At 57.1% G+C, this 18,035-nt stretch carries 19 protein-coding genes; 5 read left to right on the forward strand and 14 right to left on the reverse strand.

From position 1 onward, the window contains the following. Positions 1–89: 89 nt before the first annotated feature. Positions 90–797 (forward strand): Crp/Fnr family transcriptional regulator, encoded by a 708-nt coding sequence (locus DCO45_RS02515; RefSeq protein WP_116924338.1) that lies wholly within the window; start codon positions 90–92, stop codon positions 795–797. Positions 798–1,235: 438 nt separating this feature from the next. Next, complete coding sequence (locus tag DCO45_RS02520; protein ID WP_116924339.1) at positions 1,236–1,667, forward strand: thermonuclease family protein; 432 nt, start codon at positions 1,236–1,238, stop codon at positions 1,665–1,667. A gap of 2 nt (positions 1,668–1,669) precedes the next feature. On the opposite strand, the gene DCO45_RS02525 is transcribed toward DCO45_RS02520, so the two are convergent. After that, positions 1,670–2,164, reverse strand: coding sequence for a hypothetical protein (locus tag DCO45_RS02525; RefSeq protein ID WP_116924340.1), 495 nt, complete (start codon positions 2,162–2,164; stop codon positions 1,670–1,672). Between the two features lie 47 nt (positions 2,165–2,211). Between DCO45_RS02525 and DCO45_RS22860 the strand changes: the two genes are divergently transcribed. Continuing rightward, positions 2,212–2,412: a hypothetical protein gene (locus DCO45_RS22860; RefSeq protein WP_165841105.1), complete on the forward strand. Its 201-nt coding sequence runs from the start codon at positions 2,212–2,214 to the stop codon at positions 2,410–2,412. On the opposite strand, the gene DCO45_RS02535 is transcribed toward DCO45_RS22860, so the two are convergent. From DCO45_RS02535 to DCO45_RS02545, 3 genes are all read right to left on the reverse strand, one after another. Further along, positions 2,409–3,065, reverse strand: a complete 657-nt coding sequence (locus DCO45_RS02535) for an SOS response-associated peptidase family protein (RefSeq protein WP_116924492.1) — start codon at positions 3,063–3,065, stop codon at positions 2,409–2,411. The two genes, DCO45_RS22860 and DCO45_RS02535, sit on opposite strands and share 4 nt — an antisense overlap. A gap of 296 nt (positions 3,066–3,361) precedes the next feature. After that, the gene (locus DCO45_RS02540) at positions 3,362–4,543 is read right to left on the reverse strand and encodes an acyltransferase (protein ID WP_116924342.1); all 1,182 of its coding nucleotides are present in this window, start codon (positions 4,541–4,543) and stop codon (positions 3,362–3,364) included. A 110-nt stretch (positions 4,544–4,653) separates the two neighbouring features. Next, entirely contained in the window at positions 4,654–4,911 is a 258-nt protein-coding gene (locus tag DCO45_RS02545; protein ID WP_116924343.1) for a hypothetical protein, read from the reverse strand. A gap of 139 nt (positions 4,912–5,050) precedes the next feature. Between DCO45_RS02545 and DCO45_RS02550 the strand changes: the two genes are divergently transcribed. Further along, complete coding sequence (locus DCO45_RS02550) at positions 5,051–5,230, forward strand: hypothetical protein (protein ID WP_116924344.1); 180 nt, start codon at positions 5,051–5,053, stop codon at positions 5,228–5,230. Positions 5,231–5,277: 47 nt separating this feature from the next. Further along, on the forward strand, positions 5,278–5,796 hold the full coding sequence (locus DCO45_RS23390; protein WP_347707637.1) for a hypothetical protein: 519 nt from the start codon (positions 5,278–5,280) through the stop codon (positions 5,794–5,796). Positions 5,797–5,855: 59 nt separating this feature from the next. On the opposite strand, the gene DCO45_RS02560 is transcribed toward DCO45_RS23390, so the two are convergent. The 10 genes from DCO45_RS02560 to DCO45_RS02605 form a co-directional block, all read right to left on the reverse strand. After that, positions 5,856–6,392, reverse strand: a complete 537-nt coding sequence (locus DCO45_RS02560; RefSeq protein WP_133248004.1) for a hypothetical protein — start codon at positions 6,390–6,392, stop codon at positions 5,856–5,858. 2 nt (positions 6,393–6,394) lie between these two features. Continuing rightward, complete coding sequence (locus tag DCO45_RS02565) at positions 6,395–6,919, reverse strand: glycoside hydrolase family protein (RefSeq protein ID WP_116924346.1); 525 nt, start codon at positions 6,917–6,919, stop codon at positions 6,395–6,397. Continuing rightward, positions 6,916–7,257 (reverse strand): hypothetical protein, encoded by a 342-nt coding sequence (locus DCO45_RS02570; RefSeq protein ID WP_116924347.1) that lies wholly within the window; start codon positions 7,255–7,257, stop codon positions 6,916–6,918. The genes DCO45_RS02565 and DCO45_RS02570 overlap by 4 nt, the downstream gene beginning before the upstream one ends. A gap of 67 nt (positions 7,258–7,324) precedes the next feature. Next, entirely contained in the window at positions 7,325–7,867 is a 543-nt protein-coding gene (locus tag DCO45_RS02575) for a hypothetical protein (protein ID WP_116924348.1), read from the reverse strand. A 9-nt stretch (positions 7,868–7,876) separates the two neighbouring features. Continuing rightward, a complete protein-coding gene (locus tag DCO45_RS22490; RefSeq protein WP_133248007.1) occupies positions 7,877–8,539 on the reverse strand; it encodes a hypothetical protein in 663 nt (220 codons plus the stop codon). 361 nt (positions 8,540–8,900) lie between these two features. Beyond that, complete coding sequence (locus tag DCO45_RS02585) at positions 8,901–9,980, reverse strand: hypothetical protein (protein ID WP_165841106.1); 1,080 nt, start codon at positions 9,978–9,980, stop codon at positions 8,901–8,903. A 56-nt stretch (positions 9,981–10,036) separates the two neighbouring features. Beyond that, positions 10,037–10,969 (reverse strand): hypothetical protein, encoded by a 933-nt coding sequence (locus DCO45_RS02590; protein ID WP_116924351.1) that lies wholly within the window; start codon positions 10,967–10,969, stop codon positions 10,037–10,039. Between the two features lie 10 nt (positions 10,970–10,979). Then, positions 10,980–17,015 (reverse strand): tape measure protein, encoded by a 6,036-nt coding sequence (locus DCO45_RS02595; RefSeq protein ID WP_116924352.1) that lies wholly within the window; start codon positions 17,013–17,015, stop codon positions 10,980–10,982. A 126-nt stretch (positions 17,016–17,141) separates the two neighbouring features. Beyond that, on the reverse strand, positions 17,142–17,498 hold the full coding sequence (locus DCO45_RS02600; protein WP_116924353.1) for a hypothetical protein: 357 nt from the start codon (positions 17,496–17,498) through the stop codon (positions 17,142–17,144). Between the two features lie 36 nt (positions 17,499–17,534). Then, positions 17,535–18,035: a hypothetical protein gene (locus tag DCO45_RS02605; RefSeq protein WP_133248008.1), complete on the reverse strand. Its 501-nt coding sequence runs from the start codon at positions 18,033–18,035 to the stop codon at positions 17,535–17,537.

Genomic DNA, 18,035 nt, shown 5'->3' on the forward strand with positions numbered 1-18,035 from the left:
TACGCCTTTTGTTCTCTTACAACGACAGCGGAAAAGCTTAATTGGAAGAGAATGGGAAGTCTTTTCTCTTGAGAACAATTCTCATTTAAATGAAACCCAAGGCCGCATTTCTCAGCAAGGACCAGGTGCTCGGCCAGTGGCAGCACTGCATGTGGGCACACACGGTGAGCGAAGCACAGGCGCAAGAGCTGGTGCACGCCCATCTGCAGGTACGCCATGTGCATGCGGGCCAGTACCTGTGGAATGCGGGCGACGTCCCCACGGGCTGGACCGGTGTCACGCGCGGCGCAGCCAAGATCTGCGTGCCCACGCCCGATGGCCGCTCCATCACCTTGTGCGGCTACGCCGGCAGCTGGTTTGGCGAAACCTATTTGCTACGCCCGCACATGGCCATGGACTGCGATGCCATCGCCTTGCATGACCTGACCATGCTGACATTGCCTGCCCACGCCTTCCACGCGCTGCGCCAGCAATCTGCCACGTTCAGCCAGTTTTTGCTGGAGCTGATGGCCGAGCGCAGCCACCAATTGATGCGCCTGCTGACCGCCAAGCAATGCCTGAGCGTCACCGGCCGGGTCGCGCAAAGCCTGGGCTCCCTCATCACGCCGCTGAACTTTCCCTTCCCCGATGCCGGCCTGCTCAATATCACCCAAAGCGAGCTGGCCGATTTTTGCCAGGTCTCGCGTGCGCGCTTCAATGAAGCCTTGCTGGAGCTGGAAAAGCAAGATTTGCTGGAAGTGGGCTACCGTACGGTGCGGTTGAAAGATATTGAGGGCTTGAGGCGCTACGAATACTGAGGAAACTTTGGCACTTTTATCATCCGTTGACCAAGGCAGCCCCAGGCGCATTTGTCCGGCAGTCCCGGCCTGGATGAAGGCCCAACAGACAGAGAATGGAAACGCGGCCATGGGGCTCAAGCCTCTGCTGCAGCATCGGTGTTCGCCGCAATGCCGATACCCAAAAGAAAAAGCGATCACTGAATTATCAGTGAGCGCTTTTTTTGGCTTGTATGGTGGAGCTGGCGGGAATTGAACCCGCGTCCGTACCAGCATCCATGCGGTCTGCGAGAGATCGGTGTGATTTCGGTGTGATTTAAGCGCCTCCGCACCGGGCTCAGCAAGAGTGATGCTCTGTCGGCTGCTCCGTGCCTAACCGGCAACATTACACCCCTTATATGTTTCATTTTGCAACCACCTCTATTGAATTGACACGCGACCTCTAAAGCACAATACCTAATGCTCTCAGCTATAGCCATATGCCTGATCGTCGGCATCTCCGACGGCGACACCCTCACTGCCCGCTGCGGCGCGCCGGGCGCTTATGAGCAGATCAAGATCCGCCTGGGCGGGATTGATGCGCCAGAGAGCCGCCAGCCGTTTGGGCAGAAGTCCAAGCAGAACCTGTCAGATCTTTGCTTCCAGGCGCAGGCTGAGATCACCCCAAAGTCCAAGGATCGCTACGGCCGTACTATCGCTGATGTGCGCTGCGGCGGTCTCGATGCTGGCCAGCACCAGGTCGCAACGGGCATGGCTTGGTACTACGTGAAGTACGGCAAGGGGTATGAGTGGCTGCAATCCATTGAGGAAAGTGCCCGTATCTCTGAGCTTGGGGTGTGGAGCGAGCCCAACCCAGTTCCGCCCTGGGACTGGCGCAAGTCAAAGCGGTAGCCCTACCTCGGCCGGTCATTCGCATATGGAGGCTGCTTCACCTTCGCGTACTCCCTATCCAGCCAGGCTGACATCCCACGAAGTGCTGCAGCAACTGCAGATGGATTGCGCCCGCAAATCCAAGTCTGCGGCCAGCGGCTGAACTCCCCCTCATCCCACTGCTCCCCCCGCAGCAGCATGGTTCCGTCCTCTCGCTTCTTCCAAACCTCGACTTGCTCCAGCGGGTAGGTCATGAGCTTCATGGGCTCGGCACGCCGGTAAATCCCGGCTTGGTTGCCGTTGAATGGCGTAGTCGATGAGATGACCATGCCCAGTATTGGCGCCCTGCCGATCAGAAAAGGAGAGCAAAGGTACGCGCCGCAAAACTGCAGTTGCAGCACGTACAGGTCCACGCCAACCCGTTGACGCGCCTCCAGATCGGAGGGGCTGCCAGGACTGACAGCGCTCCTGTACCAGCCCGGCAGGTCCTCCGGCTCAAATTTCCTGACTGCTTCCATTGCTCGCTCCAGTTACTGTATAAATATACAGTCTTTTGGAGGTGTCTATGTTTCAATCAAGATACTGGCGGTGGCACATCAAGGATGGGGATGATTGGTCCGAGACCAAAGAGCACGAACGCTGGGATGGCATTAAGCTGGATCGGCCAGAGGCCATGCCGGTCCTGGGCACTATGGTGCTGCACACCGTTACGGTTGCGGTGGACAAGGATCTGTACGACAGCCTCGCCCCCGATATTCCGTTTTAGGCTGGCCCGGCCGCGAACACTTCGACCGGTGCCAGCCTCAGCAGCGCCTGCGCGTCCTTGATCGAGCCTTCCAGCCACTGATCCACATCGGCCAACTCAATCGGGATCACGCTTCGCTTGTCCTGCTTGTCAGCAGCGAGCTTCGGGTCTGGCTTGTGCATGCGGTTCATCAGCGGGTGCTCATCGGCGTTGAGCGTGAGCATTGTGTAACTCTCGATCAGCTCGCCGGTTGCCGGGTCCTTCCAGGTATTCCACAGCCCCGCCAGGCCCCACGGGTCGCCGTTGGCTCTGGCAAATCTCCACCAAACGTTCTTCCCACTCTCCCAGTTCGGCTCGTCAAAGGTTGTGGCTGGGATGATGCAACGCTGGCCGCGCTTCCACGGGTCTTTGAAGCTGGCCTTGTCCGCTACCTCTTCGGCGCGGGCATTGTTGGTGCTGTACTTGATGTCAGGCGTCTTGCTGAACCAAGGGATCAGGCCCCATCTCCCCACGGCAAGCTCTTTGCTGTAGCCCGGGTCGTCCACGGCGCGCCGGATGAATCCCCCAGGTGATCGCGGGAACACATCGCGGGCACCCAGGCCCAGCTGCCTGGGGTTCAGCCGCCAGTACTGCTGGATGTAGCCTTCGTCTGGGCTGTGGTATCGATTGCACATTAGGGCCTCCTGGCCCAAAGATACAAGTTCTATCCCAGTTCCTCTGTCATCTCATGCCGACTTCATAGAAATCTTATCGAGGAGTAAATTGAACGGGAAAATTTGGTAGGCGCGATTGGACTCGAACCATAAATCCAGGGGAACCGAGTCTTATCCTGTCGCTTCCGCACTCTGGAGCACGCGACAGCAAGCGACCCGAATCCCCATCTAGTTCCCTGAAAAGTACCCTGGGGACTCTCAACTAAGGCAATTAATTCTCTGCAAGAGTCTCGTGTGAGAAACACCCAGAGTAAATTTTAGAGATGTAGATGAGATGGACTCTCCTGCTTACTCTCGTCAACACGGCCGAGCCTCAGAGAATTTAATTTCAGTCTAGAGATTTTTTTACTGAGCTGTTGGGATGGTAACTCTATATATCGATGCATTAACCAAGAAATAAAAATAATTGATAACGTAACTATAACAAGAGCATAAATATTACCAAACCCTTTATCAATCAAAATTCGCAAACTCACATATCCAGCAACCCCATGCACAACATATAACGGATAGCTAATATTTGCAAAAAAATCAAAAAAGGCATTTGATTTAAAAAAGCTTTGGAAGCTATATGCGAAAATAAAAGCTATCAAAGCAAATGCATAGCTCCAAGCAATAACAAATCCATCTTTATACGGACCAATATACCAATGTATGCAAAACAAACAAAAAATTACAGAAATGATCAAAAAGGCCTTATTGGAGTCAATTAATCCTGAGAACTGATAATTAAATACAACACCGACAAACATGAATATACAATATTGAGATGCCATCATGTAGCTCATACCCAACTGCCACGCGCGAGGATTACTACTACTCCAAACCAAAAGGCTATTATTTATCACAATCGATAAACCAAAAAGTATTAACGGCGCCAAAAAAACCAACCAAGAATTTCTCTTAAATAAAGCTATAAGTAGTAAGCAAACGAAATAAAATTTCATTTCAATCTCAAGCGTCCATATTATCCCATCTATGGATCGAGACCAAAAAATATCGCGCACGCCTGGAATGTAATGAATAATTATCTCATTTAGCTGGAATGGCCACTCTCTTCCAAAATACCAAGATGAAAAGAATATGGCAGTAAGGGTAACCGTGAAGCCAACAAAGTAAGTTGGGAGAATTCTGAAAATCCTCCCTCCCACGAAACCATACCAAGTAGATTTTTTCAGCGAGAAAGGAATTACAAATCCACTAATTAGAAAAAACAGCGCAACTCCGAATGCACCCCAGTTGAAAATAATGATGGGATGAACCCATTTAAAAAATTCAGGCACGGGGTAAGCTTCCAAAGGCAAAATCGCCGAGTTAGTAAGATCTGCCACCGCGTCTCTACTACTCCAAAAAACTCCAAAATAATGGGAGATGATGACGGCCAAAGCTGCAAAACCTCGCAATGTATTCGCGAAATCTATCTTTGATGAATTTTTCATTTGTAATTTTACTTTTGCGTCATTTCAGTCAATTATAGAGGCATGCATGGTGATTACACCTGACTGCCCCCCAGCGAAATGCATTGGAGGCTTCCCATCACGACTATTAATTAGCGGCTCGTGCCAGACTCTGTGCCGGCCGCAGGCCGAATCCAATGGATCCACAGCCCCTTCATCCAGGCCAGCGCATACAGCACGCTGACGGCAAAGATTCCCCATTGCTCGGCCTTCCAAGAGGCGTAAAACCAGAACGGCTGGCCCAGCATTCCGAAGATACACGCCCAGCGCCTGAAGCTCTCAGAGCGGGCCTGCGACAGCCAGGCGGCAGCTGCACCCAGCACCGCGATGGCAATCTGATCAATCTGCATGGGGTCATCCTCTACACTGGATAAAAGAACAGTATAGAGATTTTCCGAAAGTGCTTGTCAATTAGCACCAAAGGGGCTATATTAATGCACATGGGTAGCGCATACCGCGCAGCCCGGCAACCCGAAAGGAAGAACCAAAATGGAAAAGACAGTGGACGTACTCAAGACCGAAGCCGAGATTGGTAAGCTGATGGCAGAGACGATGAAGCTGAATGCGGAAGCAGCCAAGATGATCCGCGAAAGAGCTTGGTATCCAGCCATCGCAATCGCCACAGCCCTGGGAGCCGGGGCAGCAATTGCAAAGCTCCTCCTCTCCTAAACCAAGGCCCGCAAGGGCCTTTGCTATTTCAGCACTGAAAGTTGCTCATGATCGACTACACCCCGCCCTCCACAAATGACTTGGCTAAGCTAAAAGAGCAGCTGGGGATGACCGGCGAGCAGATGGCCGAGCTGGCCAGTGTGGCCGGTGGCCAGCAGTGGCGCAAGTACACGGGCGGCGCTGACCCGCGCAGCCTGGGCCTGCACATGTGCTTTTTCATGGCGGCGAGGTTGGCTCTGTCGCCGAATGAGTTGGCCAAGGTGGCCGCCAAGATGCGCGACATAGGCGCTGAGGTTGGCGACCTGACCTTAGACGCCGATGCAAACTTGACCAACGCCACCTTTGTTGGCGGCCCTCACGCAGGCAAAAGCATGCGAGTAGCAGACCTGGACACGGTGAAAGCGTTTGACGCTGAGGCTGGCGAGTATGTGCTCTATCGCCGCTACAAGCTGGCTGCGCCCAAAGGTGATGAGCCGTCTCACTCGGTGTATGCCTTGGCCAGCCTAACCCCCCAAGAAGTTAACAAAGCTGTGCTGCAGGCGCTGCCAAGCCGCAACCGTAGGTAGCACTGCACAAACGAAAAAAGAGCCTCCCCAGTGCCGTAGTGGCGCCGGGAAGGCTTTTTCTATTTGTGGCTGCAGGCCTGATCGCTGTCGTCACCGCTCAGCCGGCGCTCGATGTTCACCTGGTCGCACAGTGCGGCTACTTCGGCGTCTCGCCGCCTAAGGTCGCCTCCGAGGCTTGCGACCACTCCGAGGCCTTGTGCAAGCTGGCGGTCGAGGGCTGCGGCTTTATCTGCAAGATCGCTGCGGGCAGCGGCGTCGGCTTGGGCTTGCGCGCGATAAGTGGCGGCTCGGCTGTCGGTGTCACGGTGCAGGCGCTCAGCACGGGCAAGCTCAGCGCGCACATCCACATCAATGCCAGTCTTGAGGTTCGCCAAGCGGTCGGCGTTGTAGATCGTCTCTTGGGCATGCTTGCTTTCCTTGATCGCGGTTTTGGTGTTTTCCACCAGCGCCGCATTCGATCTGGTGGATTCGTCTTTGGCGTGCTCGGCACGGATTGATTCAATCTGCGCCCCCAGACGCCAGGCCTGCACATTCCAGGTGCCAATGGCGGCCAGGGCCATCCCAAGCAAGAGCGCAGCAGCATGTGTGTAGACCATGTTTACCCCTGTTCTGCTAAGCATTTGGCTTGCCTTTCAAGCTGCCGGGTCCACACACCCTTGCAGCCCTTGGGCCCCCAGTTCTGAGGCAGCGAGCAATCCCGGCCCGCTTGCTTCCGCCAGGCTGGCAGCGCGTTGCAGGCCTGCAGGTATTCACCATTGAGCAGGTGCCGGCGCATGGAGCTGGCCCGCCAGTTGGTGATGCCAAACTGGTAGGTGAAGTCCATGTACAGGTCATATTCGCCCTGGGTGAGTTTCACCCCTGGCAGGCTGGCCCGGAACATGGCTTCGTCCTTGCTCTTGTGGTCGCGCACGATCTGCAGGGCCCTTTCCTTGCTGATGGGCGGGTCTGCCAGAGTCACGCGGGTGCCGTCTTGGTAGACTGTGGATCCATAGCCGATGGTCGGCACATCACCCTGCGTGGGGATGTAGGGCGCAGAGCGGAAGCCCTCCGCGCCGAACAAGCTCAGGATCGCCGCAGCTGAAACAGTAAGGGCCGCCACTGCGACCCGTTGTTTGTTGCTCATGACAGGTCCGCCCTCTGCGTTTCGGTCATCTGACGGTACTCGTCCAGCGTGATGATGCGCGGGCCCAGCCGTGGCTTGATCCAGCCCCAGCGCTCAAACGCCGGCCGCCACAGCTTCTTCCAGAACCACTCACAGATGAGCAGCACCGTGTAGAGCGCCGCCACGATAGAAGCGATGGTTCCCCACGGGATGGAGTTCACCCAGAACCAAGTCTCAAAGCTGGAATTAACCGTGGCCGCTTGGGCGATCTTATCTGCCACATCGGCTTGCGCGGCCGTGGCCAACGTCACCGCACTGGTTGCCTTTGCGATCGGCATGCTGATGTCTGTGCTCTGCATCGAGAGACTCCCTCAGAAATAAGAAAACCCGCCGAAGCGGGTTGTGTTGTGTGTTGTTGGCGGAGGGTTACAAGGTCTCAGCGTAGCCAAACAGCTCAAAGAGATCAGCCTCAGTCAGGTTCAGGCTGGCTGCCAGCTTGAGCACCGTGGGGCTGTCCGACTCGATAGCCGCCGAGCCCTGCCAGTCCACCAAGGCCCGGTAGCGGTCGAACTCATCGGGGATCAGGTTGATCTGCGCCTCAATGTCCTCGTTCTTGATGCCCTTCATGTCGAACAGCGCAAGCAAGGCCTGGCGCTTAGTTACCGTGACGCGCGCAGCATCCCGGGCGGCCTGCTCGGCTGCCAAGCGCTCGCCCTCCAGCTGGGCCAGCTCCTCGTCGCTGAGCGGCACAACTTCCCATTGCTGCAGGTAGCCGTCCTCTGTCTCCAATGGCTCGACTGGCAACGCTTTATGGGTGGACGCATCAAACTCTGGCGGATCAGCTGGCGTGATGAGCACGTAGCGCTCCGGCGCCTCAAATGGCACGGGAAACGACATGTTGTGCGCGTGCCGGCCGATGATGTCTGCTGGGCTCAGCCCGAACTCTCGGGTTTCTTTGTCGAAGTACATGCACCCTCCTTATCGGGTTCGGCCGAGTATCGAACCTGCGGCCAGAATGTTGACGTTCGCAATGCCGTCGATGGCGTAACCTGCGAGTGAGCCAGAACCAGGCCCGGTCCGATACTGCGATTCAAAGGAGCCACTTGTACTACCGTCGCTACCTGTTGCACCTTGCACGCCAATCGAGCCCCCAGAACCGCCAGTGCCGCCATATGCAACGCCTTGGGTAGAACCGCCGATAGCTGGGCCACCAACGGTTTGCGACGTGCCAGAATTTCCCGAGGATGCATTCAGCATCACGGGAGGGTTCGCAGTATTGAACCCCGCTCCAATCCCGCCAGAGCCCCCGTTGCCGGTGCCTGAATAGCCTGTGCCTCGGAAGATAGTCACCGTTTGCCCAGTGCCGCCTTCGCCACCGCCGCCGAAGACTATGCCGCCGGCGTTGTCCAGGTTGAACTTGGCGGTGGCCACCAGGCCTGTTCCGCTGTTGTAGATGCCGCCAATGCGACCACGATTGACAACAGTGAGCAGGTAATCCGGGATGTTTGCCACGGTGAGGGTAGCCACGTCCACACCCACATTCACTGTGCAGTACAGCGGCTCGTAGCCAACCCAGCCCGCAGAAATAGCAAGAGCCTGGATATCAGGGCTCCTGACGCTGGCCGCAATGGTGATGTACACCGGGCCTTTGATGAGTGGTGGTCGGTACGCCATATCAGTAGTTTGGGAGGTAGGAGCCCAGCCACTGGTCCGCACCCGTGGACTGCGGCCGACGGAACTGGAACATATGAATCTTGCCCGTCTGCAGATTCTGCGGGGCCAGGCCGCCAACCCAGCGGACGTTTGCCGGCCAGGACATGGTGCCAGCGCTCAGATTCACCTCCAGCTCAAACAGCATGCAGTCGGCAGGCCGGTTGGTAAAAGTGAACGCTGTGGCCCCGGCTACAGTTGCATGGAAGTAAGTCCGCTTGGATAGGTCACACACGCCCCCTGTTACCGCAAGGGACAGCGGCGCTTGCGCTTGTTGTGCTGCATTTGACATTTATTTCCACCTTCCTCTTGCCGTCAAATAAATCGTCCCAGCGGCGCCAACAGCTGAGGTGTTGCGCGTACTGTAAGAGCCCCAATTACCCGCATCAGGGAAGATATCCATGGCCACCCAGCCGCCACCCGCGCTATCAGTCCCGCTCGCTGCCACAGAAGGCGTTGCGATAAAGGGAACCAGAAACGCCCCGCCAACAGTGACCGGTCCAGCGAAGAGAGCCCCCTTTGCCGTTGTCGATCCCGCCGACGTTGTTAGGACTTTGGTGCATTCCTGAGTCCCGTCCGCCCACCGGGTGTAAGTCCCGTTGGCATTACTGCCGCTCTCCACTACGGGAGATCCGTTCATGTTCAGCCCACCAGTGAAGTTCTGGGAGGCGGTCCAAGTGTTGGCTGAGGCGATGGCCGGCTGGGCGGCGGTGTATGCCGTGACCCCGTTGATACGCACCCAGTCATTCGACGCAGAATCGAACTGCAGTGCGATCTGCCAGTTCAGCACGTTCATCACGTAGTCTTCGGCATCCCCGCAGATGGTCTTTCCGTTGCGCTGGATGTATGGAGTCAAGGTGCCAGACACGTTCACTGCAGCGACCACCATTCCATGGAACGGACTGGCCGGTAGTTGCAGCACCGAGCTGGCAGAACTCATGCGGTACATGCCGCGATCCGCCGCGATGGTCGTACCTGCAGGACATGCGTAAACCGTGAAGTCGTTTCGGCTCACCTCACCCCAGTAGGTAGACCCCAAGGCCGGGGCCTGCGTTGTCACGTTAGCCAGGTTCAGCTTGAGATACCACAGGCGGCCTAGGTGGGTCACCGTGGCAGGCACGTTCAGCGCTCCGGTGAGCGTGGACCACTCCCCTTTGTAATTCGCTGCAGCAAAGGCGCCATTTGCTGCCGTTTGCACATCGACAAGGCGAGCGGCTGCTGTCTCTGCGGAGGTGTTGGAGTCGTTTGCACGCTGGTTGGAATACTCTGCGTTGGTCTTGGCCGACTCAGCCACCGCTTTCACATCACCACCCCACGGCGCCATCTGCGTCGTGAAGTTTTCTGCGGTCACGTTGAACGTGGCCTCGTCCATGTTGTTGTTCGGGACGGTGCCAAGGTCCCGGATTGGTGGTACTGCGACGATTGGCATTAGACAACCCCCTTTACATTCACTGTTATGGATGTGCTGACCGTGGTGTGCGGCTGCCATCCGATGCTGATAAAGCCCACCGTTGCGAGATAGCGGTACTTGCCAATGGAGCTGGCGTAGACCGAGACAGGTGTGTCCTTGAGCCGTTCAATGAGCGAGAACAGCCGGTTGGCGTCTTCCGCATCGATGATTACGGGCAAAGAAAGATTCACCGCTGAACCACGAGGCACAACGCGGAAGGTGCCGTCATCGAAGTCCTTGCGGTAGCTGTAGTTCTGGATCTCGGCATTGGCCCCGTACTGGGTGCCCGAGGGCATCCCCACGCTGGTCATGCCGAAAGCCGTCCAGGTGCCAATCGACATCCAGCCAATCCCCACCGGTTGGGTCGGGTCAGCCGTCACGGTCACTGTGATGACGGTGGACGACTTGCTGGGGATGCTCTCGATACGGAACGACTTGATGGCCGTCCGCTCTCCGAAGAAGTAGTTCCACCAGCCCACCCGAGGTAGGTTCAACCCGGTATCGACCGGAGTGATCAGGTTTGGCCCGCCCACGCCGTCGGTCACCGTGATCTGCAGGCGCTTGCCCGTCAAACCATGCAGTGCCAAACCGGTGATGAACGGCACCTTTAGGACATAGGTCAGCGATCCCTTGCGGTTGACCTGGGTCGTCTGGACATAGGAGTCAAAGGGTGCCCACCGGTTGGAGGGCCGGATATCCTGCCAACTGTTGGTGTCCTGGTCTGGTGGAAGGGTGAGATTGGGCGGCACGACCGCGCATCGATAGACGCGTTGGCCGTATACCCGTTCATTGCCGACGGCGACAGCTACGCCTGCCGTCCAGGCCACCTCCCCGGCTGCCGTATCGACAGCGGGAATGGACCCGGCCAGCATCGAGCTGTCCCCAATCTGCTTGGGGACTAACACGTACATAAGGAACCCTTTAGTTCATGGCGACCGTGCGCAGGCCGTTGCCGCCTTCCGACACCTGTTCGATGTTCGCGTCCAGGCGCCGGTTGGAGATGGCGATATCACCCGTGTTGTGGTTGATGGCTTGAAGCTCGGCGCGCAAAGCCTTGACCTCCTGCACCAACTCAGCATTGCCACCCCCCTGGGTGTTCAATGCAGCCATCAGCGCCCGGTTGTCAGCCGCAGGGATGATTCGTTCGCCCTGGTGGATGTTCGCGGTCATGTCACGCGGCACGTAGTTCGTGCCGATGGCAAACGATGCCCGCTTACGCCACTGGTTCTTCTCGGGGTCCCACTCAAACTCCCCGCTGGTCTTGAAGCGCTCGAACTCAGCCAGTGAATAGCCATTGCTGACCATCGACCCGGTGCTGTTGTAGGCGTACTCACCTGCTGCGTACTTGCCAACCTCTCCATTGCTGAAGATGGCCCGACCGTCTGCCGTGAGCCCAACCACCGTGACCCGGTTCGATCCAGCGACTGTGCCGCCCAGACTGCCACCACCCGTGGGGGTGTAGCCGGGAGCAGAACCACCACCAATACCAGCCTTGGCCGCTTCTTCCTTGCGGATGCGCTCCTGTTCCTTGGGGTCCAGCAGCTTGTAGAGTGCGTTGACAGCGTCGGTAACGCTGAGCGTTGCATCTACCTGCGTCTCGCCGTATTCCTTCCAGAACGTGAGCGTGTCGTCCAGGCGCTTGATCTGCGCGTTGGCCAAGTCGATTTGCTTTTGGGCATCCGACTTTGCCAGCTCCGCATACCCGCCCAACTCGTCCAGCTGACCCGCAAGCACCTTCTTGTCATAGTCCAGCTCCGCCTGGGTGGCGTAGTTGTCCATGACCAGACCACCGGTAGCCGCTTCAATGGCCGACTTGGTGGCGTCAAGGTCCGACAGTCCCCCACCCTTGCGGGCGCGGTCCAGGGCCTGCTCGATGTACACCATGCCAGCCGCAGCCGTCCAGCTTGCACTGTCCTCGACCGAATCCCGCAGCGATTTAGCCGCATTGGTCACCAGGTCGAAGTAGCTCGAAGCCTTGGTCAGCGAGTCCTTGGCGTCAGCAGAGAACTGGTTCCAGTACTCCTTTTCACGGGAGACAGCGGCTTCCAGGTTCTTCATCGCCAGGTCTTTGGCAGTTTCCGCAGCCCGCTTGGCTTCTTCATCCGTCTTGGTCTTGTCCTCGGCCGCCCAAACGTCGCGCTGCATGCGCACAAGTTCTGGATCGTTGTACTTCTCCAGCTCTTTGATCTGCTTTTCACGCTCCAGGCGCAACGCTTCCGCGTCATTGCCTTGGGCGCGCAGCAGCTGCACATTCAAGTCCTGCTTGAGGCTGGCGATGTTCTCGGCAGAGGTGTAGATGAGGTCGAACACATCCACAAGACCCAGCAAGCTGGCGTAGAGCTTGCGCCCCTCCTCGCTCGACAGGTCAATGCCGTTGATGTATTCCCGCAGTGCCTCACGGCTGGCGGGCATGGTCTCGATCCCCAGCTTTTTGAGCTGCTCATTGAGCAAGCGCGTCTGGTTCTTTACCTTCTCTTGGTCGGTGTAGAACTTGTCGTAGTAGCTGCTTGTCGCAGCCGAGAACTTATCCGCCCCCCCGAAGGCGTCGATGATTTCCGAGGCCATATCTGCGCCTGCCAGCGAGGCATCCATCAGCGTTACGCCCAGCATGTCAAAGACAGTGTTCACGCTGTACAGCGAATCGGACAGGCGAGTGAGAGCCTGTACCGCAGTTTCACCTGCCCGCACGTACTCACTCATCACGAACACCTGCTCAGTCACCGTTTCAGTGACCTCGCGGCCCACACGGCCATACTGCTGGGTGTCTCCATCAGAGGGCAATTCCACGTTGTCCCACACCATGCGGGTCACTTCGCGGGTCTGCTCCTGCCAGGTTCCCAGTACAGAGCGAGCCATTTCCTCATTGGCTTGCGCCAACGCAGCCTGGATCTTCGCTGCTGCCTCTTCTTGGCTCAGTCCAGTCAGCTCCAGCCCTTTGCCGCCCGTGTCCGGGTGGATCTCATCCAGGCCCAACGTCACTTTCATGGCGCGGATTGAGTCACCATCCAGCTTCAAGCTATCCGCCCGGGCTGCTGTGTCCTCACGCATGGCCGTAAAAGCATCCTGCAGGATCTTGATGGGGCCCTTGGAAGCCTCGATAGCGCCATCGTACTGCGAGAGCATCTCCAGGCGGCTGTACTGCTGCTGGAGCTGCCGTTCACGGTAGCCGTTGCGAGCGTCATTGGGGTTGTCAGCAATCTCCTTCTTCAAGCGCTCGATCTCGGCCTTGGACTTCTCGATCTCCTTCTCCGCCACCAAGTAACGGTACTTCGGCCCGCCGAAAAGGCTGCCGCTTTCGCGCATCAGCTGGTAGCCATAGAGGTCGCCGCCCAGCTCGCCGGTGATACCAGCACCAACCTGCCTTTCCTCCTTGAACATGCCGCCAAGGTAGGCGGCTATCAGGGGGATCATCATGACGCCAGCTGCGGCATAGCCGCCATTGAGACCCATGAAGCTGGTGCTTCCAGGTGCCGCCCCACCTAAGCCCCCGGTCACTGGCATGGTCACTGCGCCAGAGGCTTGAGCCCCGGCAGCCTGCCATGGTGCAGCTCCACCGAAGCCGAACATGTTGGCCACGTAGCGAGATCCTTGACCCAGCAACCCTTCGCCAGAGTAAAGGCTGTATGCGCTCGATCCATTGCTGAGCAGACCCATAACGCCACCGCCGCCGCCTGAGCCACCACCAAGCAAGCTACCCAACAGGCCGCCAGCGCCGCCGGTCATCCCGAGCAGCGAACCAACCAGCTGAACAACGATAGGTCGCGCAAACATCTGGTAGATCTGGTCCGCAACTTGGGTCTTGAACGTCGTGGTCAGGCTCTTGGTGAAGCTCTTCCAGCTGCCTTCATTTCCGTTGAGCATGTCTGCGAAGCCCTGCGAGAAGATTTGGTCGTACTTCTGCACTTGCTCATTGACATATTGGTTCTGGATCTGCCCCAGTTCACCCTGCAGCTCTTCTTCAGCTTGGATTCTTGCCTTGCGCTCCAAGTCAGTGCGCTGTTTGATCGAAGTCTCGTCGGTCCGGCCCATGTAGGTCTTCTCGATTTCTGCCAGCTCTCGCGCCAACTTGATCTCCGACTTGCGCACGGCGATCATCTTGTTGCGCTTCAGCTCCTGCTCACCCAGCAGCGACATGCTGTACTGCTGGATTTGGAGCTCGTCCCGAGCAGCGCGGATGCCATCGTCGTACTTTCGGTTGGCGGCTATGTACTCGCCTTTTCTCAGCGATTCCACATACTGCTCATGCTGATCAGTCAGCGCCTTCAATGCAGCGATATGCTCGGGTGTCCAAGGGCCCATGTCTTTGGCATTGAGAAATGCCAGCTTGGCTTGTTCCGCTGCCATCTCCGCTATAGCGACCTTCGACTTGCCGAAGGACGCGTTTGCCGCATCCTGCTGCTCGGTCATATTGCCAATAGCCTCAGCGGACTTGTAGATGCCATCCAGGAACTTGCGATACCCATCTTCTGCCTCGGCCTGGGCTTTCTTTTGCTTTAGCAGTTTCTCGCCATCCTCTAGCTCTTTCAGGCGCGCCTCTGCTCGCGCCTTATGCCCCTCAGTCAGCTTCTTGGTTCCCTGCTCAGAAATCAGAAAACGCAGCTTTTCTGCCTCGGTCAGCTTGTGCCCGTATTTCAACTCCTCCGCGTTCTCGGCGATTTTCAGCTGAATAGAGCTAATTAGCTTCTCGTATTCCGATTGCTCCTTCTTGACCGCTGCTGCGCCAGAGGTATCGCGGCCTTTCTTGGACATGGATTCCAGCTGCTCATTGACACCCTTGATGCGCTCCTCCAGATCCTTTGCCTCCTTGGAGTTGCCCAGTTGGGCGCCCTGCAGCGTCTTCAAATCACCAGAGAGCTTCTTGGCCACGTCCCGGACCTCGGCCATCCGCTCAGCCTGGGATTTGTAGCCCTTCGACGCCTCTAGTGATGCTTTGGCGCGCTGCAGGAACAAGTTGTTCTCAGCAGCAAGGAGTGGAATTCCTGTGCTGCTCGCAGCAGCCTGGCCCAAGGACGCGGCATTCTGTGCAACCACTTGGAATTCACGCATGCGAGCAACAATGTCCAGCCACCCCTTCAAAATGTGAGGGGGGATCTGTGCGGATGTGGCCGCGCTTTGAAGAATAGGGGCGAGGTTCCCCCCCGCTTTTCCAGCTTCTTGCAGGTCGCGCACCAAGGCATCAAACTGATCAGACGGCATTCGGATGCTAGCAACTCCCGCCACCGCATGGAGCAGGTTGTCCATCTCCTTCTGTGCGCTTTTTATAGCTACTTGCTGCTGATCCTGGACCTCAATGCGGATCGAGATTTTCTTTTCCTCAGACAACCCATCAAGCTTCTTCTTCAACTCATCGAGCGGCTGATTCAGTCCACCAATGCTCTTGATCAAGCTATCAGAGCTATCCCGAAACGTGTAGAAAGCAGCAGTGGCTGCGCCTGCGACGGTCAAGATCAATCCCAGAGGTCCGCCCAGAAATGCCATTGCTGCCGACGCGCCGCGTGCTGCACCACCCATAGCGACAAGGCCGGTCGCTGCTGTAGTGCTCACGCCAGCCATACTGGCCAGGGCCAACTGATAGCGTGCCGCTTGCACAGTTGAGGCCGCGAAGGCGATGCCTGTCGATGCAATGGATGCAGTGAACCGTGCCCCGAGAACAAGCGCAACTGCACCGCCCACGGTGGCGAGAACATCCAGGTTGTTGGCCAGCAGGTTGACGCCACTGGCGAAGCTCTTAGTGGCGCCGCTTGCATTTGCTTGGGCGCCTACCATCAGCATGATGTTGTTCTTCAGCACGGTGAAGGCGCCGGAGATGGTCTGAACAGACTCTGCTTCTTCTCGCAGCTTGCCCAGCGCCTTTGGAAGCGACTCAGCCAAGACTGCAGAGGTAAGTTGCCCAGCCTCAGCCATTTTGCGCAGAGCGCCCACGGGCACGCCCAGGCCATCAGCCAAGGCTTTCATCAGACGCGGAGCTGCCTCGTTTACCGAATTGAACTCTTCTCCGCGCAGAACACCGGACCCAAACGCCTGCGAGAGCTGCAGCATTGCGGACGATGCCTCAGTGGCGGTGGCACCTGATACCTTCAGGGACAGCGCCACCGTCTCGGTGATGTCGGACAGCTTCTGCTGGCTCAGATTCAGAGACGCCGTACCATTCGCAATGCGTGCATACAGCGTCCCCAGCTCACCAATTCCTTGTTGAGCATCGGTAGAGATGCGCTGAACAGAGGCCATGGCGGCGGAATAGTCCGACGCGCCCTTAGTTGCCAGCTTCAGTTGCGCAGTGAATTTTGTGTAGCCATCGATCTGCGTGACGATCTCGCGTGCGCCGAAGCCAACTCCAATGATGGACAGAGCTGCGCTAACAGCGTTCGCCGCAGTGTTCAGCGCTCGAAACGACTTCTCAGCTGCACTGTTGGACGCCGAGGCGCGCAGCATGTCCTTGGCGTACTTATCGGCCTCACGGGAGGCTTGAGCTAGCTCCTTTTGCTCCGCCTTCAATGCGTCAATGCGATTGCCAATGGCCCGAGCCGTCTCCTGCGCGCCTATGCCCATGCCTTGCTGGGCTGCCTGGTAGGCAGCAAAATCACCCCGGGTGAGTTTCGTTGCTGCCGCTTGATCGCGTAGCGATTTGAGAAAACTCTCTTCGGCAACCGTGAGACCATTCATTGCTCTAGCGAGGCTCGCGCTATCTGTAACGGCTTCACGCGTGGCATTGCTGGCCTGCTTCAAGCTTTCGGCGGTCTGCTTCGCAGCCTCTCCAGCCTTCCTCAAACCGCCGCTTGCACCCGCACCTGATCCCATATCCGACAGGGACTTTGCGACCCTCTTGCTCTCGGCAGAGATCCCCGCCATCGATTCCTCGACCTTGGGCCCTTGTTTGGACAACTCATCGAGTTTTTTGATGCCGCGCTCGATGTCGTCCGTCGCCATCTTCACGCCAATTGCTGTGACTTCTTCCATGCTGGGGCCTCAAATAGAAAAGCCCACGCAAAGCATGGGCTCATAAAAAAAGACCTCCCGTTTGACCGAGAAGTCTTAACTGCGAAGCATCTGATATGGCTGCTTCAAAACATCATGTGGGCAGTTTCAAAAAACGGCGGCTTGCAGTTTTGTGAAGGTTTTAGCGTCTGTGGTCGCAAGAAATTTCTTCCCATCGTGAGTTTTGGCCACAAACGTGACCTCTTTACCTCGTCCCCCAGCAAGGAGTCCAGCAAGCAGCCCCACGGGGCCTAACACTGCCGCACCCACAACACCCCAACCGACAGTGCCGCCTATCTTTTTCACCGACTCTTCGCTTGCCATCGCGACCTCCGCTAACTCTGTCAGTTGAATCGACTTACCAAGAAATCCGTCGCCGGGCGTCCACGGGAAAGTTAGCGTTGAAAACATGAGCTTTGCGCTACCCGTCGGAAAATCGCCAGCGTGTATCTTTACATCTGCCATGTGCCCTCCAGAATGAAGAGTGCATGTTAGCAAAGGTTAGCGAAGCATTTCGACCTTGAGCTTGTCAGAGTGCGCATACGTGAAACCCTCGCCTGCGCCATGCTTGATCACCATGGTTAGGACAAGCCACTTATCGCTAAGCGAACTGAGGCCATCGATGGGGATGAGAAAAGTGGAAGGGGGCAACTGCTTGCTCTCGCCGCGTCGGATCCTGTATGCACTGGGAACCAACCCAGATGATCTACCTGGCTCCCATCGCCCTTTCTCGTTATGTCCCGCCACAGAAACTTTGAAGCCAATAACGTCCGTTGGCTCAACGTACTTGTCGCCATGCCACATCACATGTTGATCAAGGCGTACTGTGAGAAACGGGCCGGTCCTTGAGACCGTACCAGTTGCGGTGTTATTGAGTTTGAAGGCGTCGTCGGGTGATGTGAACGTCACACTTTGCTGAGCAAGCGCACTGAACGCACATGTTGCCGTCAACACCCCTGCTATCAACCAACTCAAGCCGCTCCTCGTTTTCAGAATCTTCAT

The sequence above is a fragment of the Comamonas sp. JNW genome (genome assembly GCF_003105075.1).
Classification (GTDB): Bacteria; Pseudomonadota; Gammaproteobacteria; order Burkholderiales; family Burkholderiaceae_C; genus Comamonas; species Comamonas squillarum.

Coding starts and splice junctions, on each gene's coding strand:
- DCO45_RS02515 (WP_116924338.1), top strand. CDS start 90: ATGAAACCCAAGGCCGCATTTCTCAGCAAGGACCAGGTGCTCGGCCAG.
- DCO45_RS02520 (WP_116924339.1), top strand. CDS start 1,236: ATGCTCTCAGCTATAGCCATATGCCTGATCGTCGGCATCTCCGACGGC.
- DCO45_RS02525 (WP_116924340.1), bottom strand. CDS start 2,164: ATGGAAGCAGTCAGGAAATTTGAGCCGGAGGACCTGCCGGGCTGGTAC.
- DCO45_RS22860 (WP_165841105.1), top strand. CDS start 2,212: ATGTTTCAATCAAGATACTGGCGGTGGCACATCAAGGATGGGGATGAT.
- DCO45_RS02535 (WP_116924492.1), bottom strand. CDS start 3,065: ATGTGCAATCGATACCACAGCCCAGACGAAGGCTACATCCAGCAGTAC.
- DCO45_RS02540 (WP_116924342.1), bottom strand. CDS start 4,543: ATGAAAAATTCATCAAAGATAGATTTCGCGAATACATTGCGAGGTTTT.
- DCO45_RS02545 (WP_116924343.1), bottom strand. CDS start 4,911: ATGCAGATTGATCAGATTGCCATCGCGGTGCTGGGTGCAGCTGCCGCC.
- DCO45_RS02550 (WP_116924344.1), top strand. CDS start 5,051: ATGGAAAAGACAGTGGACGTACTCAAGACCGAAGCCGAGATTGGTAAG.
- DCO45_RS23390 (WP_347707637.1), top strand. CDS start 5,278: ATGATCGACTACACCCCGCCCTCCACAAATGACTTGGCTAAGCTAAAA.
- DCO45_RS02560 (WP_133248004.1), bottom strand. CDS start 6,392: ATGGTCTACACACATGCTGCTGCGCTCTTGCTTGGGATGGCCCTGGCC.
- DCO45_RS02565 (WP_116924346.1), bottom strand. CDS start 6,919: ATGAGCAACAAACAACGGGTCGCAGTGGCGGCCCTTACTGTTTCAGCT.
- DCO45_RS02570 (WP_116924347.1), bottom strand. CDS start 7,257: ATGCAGAGCACAGACATCAGCATGCCGATCGCAAAGGCAACCAGTGCG.
- DCO45_RS02575 (WP_116924348.1), bottom strand. CDS start 7,867: ATGTACTTCGACAAAGAAACCCGAGAGTTCGGGCTGAGCCCAGCAGAC.
- DCO45_RS02585 (WP_165841106.1), bottom strand. CDS start 9,980: ATGGACGAGGCCACGTTCAACGTGACCGCAGAAAACTTCACGACGCAG.
- DCO45_RS02590 (WP_116924351.1), bottom strand. CDS start 10,969: ATGTACGTGTTAGTCCCCAAGCAGATTGGGGACAGCTCGATGCTGGCC.
- DCO45_RS02595 (WP_116924352.1), bottom strand. CDS start 17,015: ATGGAAGAAGTCACAGCAATTGGCGTGAAGATGGCGACGGACGACATC.
- DCO45_RS02600 (WP_116924353.1), bottom strand. CDS start 17,498: ATGGCAGATGTAAAGATACACGCTGGCGATTTTCCGACGGGTAGCGCA.
- DCO45_RS02605 (WP_133248008.1), bottom strand. CDS start 18,035: ATGAAGATTCTGAAAACGAGGAGCGGCTTGAGTTGGTTGATAGCAGGG.